At 69.4% G+C, this 4442-nt stretch carries 3 protein-coding genes; all 3 read left to right on the plus strand.

Translation table 11 applies throughout. The features are described from left to right. Positions 1 to 286 precede the first annotated feature (286 nt). The 3 genes from ACI2LP_RS33815 (at position 287) to ACI2LP_RS33825 (ending at position 4126) form a co-directional block, all read left to right on the plus strand. Positions 287 to 1042 carry an SDR family NAD(P)-dependent oxidoreductase gene (locus ACI2LP_RS33815; RefSeq protein WP_404728365.1) on the plus strand — a complete coding sequence of 252 codons (756 nt, stop codon included), beginning with the start codon at positions 287 to 289 and terminating at the stop codon, positions 1040 to 1042. 288 nt (positions 1043 to 1330) lie between these two features. Next, entirely contained in the window at positions 1331 to 3355 is a 2025-nt protein-coding gene (locus ACI2LP_RS33820; protein ID WP_404728366.1) for a fibronectin type III domain-containing protein, read from the plus strand. Between the two features lie 615 nt (positions 3356 to 3970). Beyond that, positions 3971 to 4126 (plus strand): hypothetical protein, encoded by a 156-nt coding sequence (locus ACI2LP_RS33825; RefSeq protein WP_404728367.1) that lies wholly within the window; start codon positions 3971 to 3973, stop codon positions 4124 to 4126. Positions 4127 to 4442: the final 316 nt, after the last annotated feature.

A 4442-nucleotide genomic window follows, 5' to 3' on the forward strand; every position in this document is an offset into this window, starting at 1 on the left:
GGGCATGGGCACCCTTGCCGCCGTGGCCGAACTCGACCGTGAATTCAGCCGGACCACGCTCCTGACGTCCAACCTCGCGACGGCATGGTGGGCGAGGCGCGCGGTGGGGGCCAGCGCCGCCGATATACACCCCCTCCTGGAGCGGCTGGAACGCACAGCGGTGCACTGAGGTCCGCTTCGAGGCGGCTGTTGGCGCACGTCCCGCACCATTCAGCTCCTCGGCGACCCAGGGGATCGGCTTCCCCTTCTCTCTGATCCGCATTCCACCTTCAAGGAGGCGCCCGCAGTGGCCATCAACAGCGAAGCACAGACGTCCGAACCCCTTGTGGCCGTGGTGAGTGGCGGCGCGTCCGGAATCGGGGCGGCCGCCGCGGTCGCGCTCAGCGCTCGGGGCGTGCACGTCGCCGCCCTGGACCTGAAACCCGATCAGGTCGCCGCCCCCGCCGTCGGCATCGCCTGCGACGTCTCCGACGACGTCTCCGTGCGCAGCGCTGTCACCGAGGTCGTTGAGCGCTTCGGCGGCATCGACATCGTCGTCAACAACGCCGGCATCGCCGCCCAGGGCACTGTCGCCGACAACGACGACGACGAGTGGCTGCGCGTACTGGACGTGAACGTCATCGGCATGGTGCGCCTCGCCCGCGCCGCGCTTCCCCACCTGCGCAAGTCCCCTGCTGCCGCGATCGTCAACACCTGCTCCAGCTTTGCCACCATCGGGGTGCCGAAGCGTGTCCTCTACTCCACTTCCAAGGGCGCCGTCCGCTCCCTGACTCTGGCGATGGCCGCCGACCACATCCGGGAGGGCATCCGGGTCAACGCCGTCGCCCCCGGCGCCGTCGACACCCCTTGGATTCAGCGCATGCTGGCGAAGGCCCCCGACCCGGAGGCGCAGCGGATCGCGCTGGACGATCGCCACCCCTCGGGCCGTCTGGCGCGCCCCGAGGAGGTCGGCGAGGCCATCGCTTTCCTGGCCACCTCCGCCTCCGCCACCACCGGCACGATCCTCGCTGTCGACGGCGGCATACGCGCTCTGCGCCTGTAGTAGATGTCGGACTGTGAGGCGTTCTGACCACCGCACGCAGCAGATCGGAACTCGCCGTACCTAGAGGGAAAAGAGCCGCTGGGTTCGCCCCGGCGATGTGAGACCGAGGCCGCCGTGGTGTCAGCCCCTACGGCGTACGGCAGTATCTGATCGACTCGCACAAGGACCATCCCGGAGAGCAGAAGGGCGTTCGCGCCGCACGACGGAGCGCCCGCTGCCCGGGCGGTGAGAGTGATTTTGCGGGCTGCCGGGCATATGCCATGCTGCTCCCCCTCTGGGGAGGGGATCATGAACATATTCACCGGGAGCCGCCCTATGCGGCGCCGCGCCACCGGCAGAGCTGCCGGGACTGCCCTGGCGGGGGCTGCCGCGTGCCTCGCGTTGCCCGCCTCCGGCGCGGAGGCTGCAACCACCTGCGCCGCCGGAGTCTGGAAAGCGTCGTACTACGCGAACACCACGTTCGCCGGGACCCCCAAGGGGACCGTGTGCGACTCCGCGATCAGCGAGAGCTACGGCACCGGGGACCCGGCAGGCGTCACGCTGCCGCGCGACAACTTCGGGGTCCGCTGGTCGATGACCCGCGACTTCGGTTCCGGCGGGCCGTTCACCTTCAGCGCGGCCGTCCAGGACGCCGTCCGCGTCTACCTCGACGGCACCCGCAAGATCGATCTGTGGTCCAACGTCTCGTCGACCCGCAGCAAGACCGTCTACGTCACCGTGCCCAAGGGCACCCACACCATCCGCGTCGACTTCGCCGCCTTCACCGGCAGCGCGAACGTCAAATTCGGCTATGCGCCCAGGACCTCGGCCACCGTCGACAGGACCGCCCCGCTCGCCCCGACCGGCGCGAAGGTCGCGTACGACAAGGTCACCAGCAAGGCCACATTCACCTGGTCGAGGAACAAGGAGATGGATCTCGCCGGGTACAAGGTGTACCTGCGCCGACCGGGCACCAGCACCCAGGTGGTGCGGACGACCGCCACGTCCTACACGACGACGCTGCCCGCCACGGGTGCGGTCTACCGCTTCGGCGTCGACGCCGTGGACATCGCGGGGAACACCTCGTCCTCCGGCATCGATCTGCCCGTCACGACCGTTGACCGGACGGCTCCGCAGGCGCCCACCGCCCTGACGGCCGCCGACAGCCAGTGGGACGTCACCCTGGGCTGGAAGGCGAGTGAGGCGGGCGCCACCTTCAGGATGTACCGGGCCGACTCGGCCACCGGACCGTACTCCCTCGTCGGTACGACGAAGGCGACGACGCTGGCCCTCACCGACGTCCCCTACAGCACGGCGCGCCACTACAAGGTGACTGCCACCGACGCCTCGGGCAACACATCGGCGGCGTCCGCCGTGCTGTCCTACACCCGGCCGACGGCCGTTCCCCGGCTTTACCACGCCGAGAACAACGAGGCGGACACCGGTATCCGTCTGCTCTGGGAAGCACGCCTGAACGCCGGCACGACGGGGTTCCGCGTCTACCGTTCCGAGCCCGGCTCGGCCGACCCCTCCTGGCACGCCGTCACGTGCGAGGACTTCGGGCAGGGCGGCTCGACCCCGTACGTGCAGGTCCACTACTGCACCGACCGCACGGCGGTCGCCAAGGCCGCGTACCACTACGCAGTGACGTCCGTCGACGCCCAGGGGCGCGAGTCGGAGCAGTCCGCTCCGTATGCGATCACGCGCGTGGACAGGACGCCCCCGCCCGCCGTCACCGGGGTGACCGCCAAGGCCACGCCCTACGGTGTGGTGCTGGACTGGGATCCCAGCACGGCTCCCGACGTCGCCAAGTTCGTCATCCGCAGGGAGCCGGTGGAGAAGCTTCCCTGCTGGTGCAATCTGGCCGAAGTAGACGCCGACACCACCCACTTCGTGGACACGGAACTGCCGGACGGCGAGACCCTGACCTATTCCGTGGATGCCGTGGACACCTCGGGCAACTCCCTCTACACCCTGTACCTGAACCCGGAGAGCATGACGTTCGCCGAGGTGACGGAGCTGGACCTGACTCCGTCCGTGGACACTCCGGCGGGCGCACCGCTCGATCTCACCGCCAGGGCCGCTGATTCGGGCCAGGCGGTGGAGCTGGGCTGGGGCGCGGTCGGGGAGGCGACCGGTTACCGCGTCTACCGCTGGAACCACGACGCCGGGTCGTACGAGCAGCTGACGGCGGAGCCGGTCACCGGTCTGTCCTACACGGACACAACGGCCGCCACCGGTACGACCCACTTCTACTGGGTGACCGCCGTCCACGCCGACGGGACCGAGTCCGCTCCGGGGGACGCCTGGGCGATCCTGCAGCCCGGAAGCTGACGCCACCACCGGCCGCCAGGCCGGGCGAAAGGGCCGGACCGTTTCGACGGTCCGGCCTTCGTCGTCACCGTGGAGAGGCCGGTGAACGACTCTCGCCGTAGCAGGTGGCCGCAACCGCTACGGAACTGTGCGAGCTGCCGCTCGTCGCCCCGGCGCCGTGCCTGAACATGGTGAACTTCCCCCACCGAAGACCTCCTGGCCCGCAGCCCCCAGGGCTGGCATCGGTGGAACCCCGCCGGCAGCAGACCTCCCCCGCTGCCCTGTGGAGCGCCTGACGGCTGACGGACCGTCCGCCGCCCGCCGAGGGGCCGGCGTCCTGCAGAAGATGCCGGCCAGCATCCCGCTCACCGACGACGAACGCGTCGCCGTCGACGACGGCCAAGCCGCCGCCCATGTCGATCATCGAGTCAGTGGGTGCTCCGCTCCTCACGGTGGCGGTCACCCTCAGCGGTGGTTGGCTCGTGACGACCCGGGCCACTGACCGTTGGGAACAAGTCAAGAAGAGCCGCGAGATGGACCTGACCGCCGCTCAGGACTTCCAACGACTCTACGGGACACGTCGGCTGGTGCTGCCTCGAACGGGCGACGGCTGCCGAAGGAGGGATCGAGGCGCTCATGGCCAAGCTGGCCGCCGAGCGCTTCCTTACCGAGGATGAGATCCACATGCTGGGCGGTGTCCGCCAGGCGTTCAAGGTCGTCCGCCGGAGCATCAAGCGGGGGGAACCAATAATTCTGCTTGCGCTGCCCGCGGCGGGTCCCACCCTGCCGTAAGCACATCGACAGTGCCGTCAGCACGACGAGGGCTGTCAGGGCGGGCAGCCACCCGATCGGATCCACCATCAGCGTCGTACAGGCCCGGACATGTATCCGCATCGGCTGGAGGGCCGTCTACCACCCGGCTGCGGACGTCGGCCCTCGACGGCACGTGGGAGCGGGAGCTCCGCGCGTGTCCGGGATCACATGGCGGCTCACCGGGTGGGCGGAATGCCGTGACCACCGGGCCGGTTGACCCCATACGCATTCAATGCATGTGCACATACCATCTGGTACTTACGAGGAGAGCTCCCCCGTGACCGTCACTGCGTCC

It is taken from the genome of Streptomyces sp. NPDC019890, assembly GCF_044903445.1.
Lineage (GTDB): Bacteria > Actinomycetota > Actinomycetes > Streptomycetales > Streptomycetaceae > Streptomyces.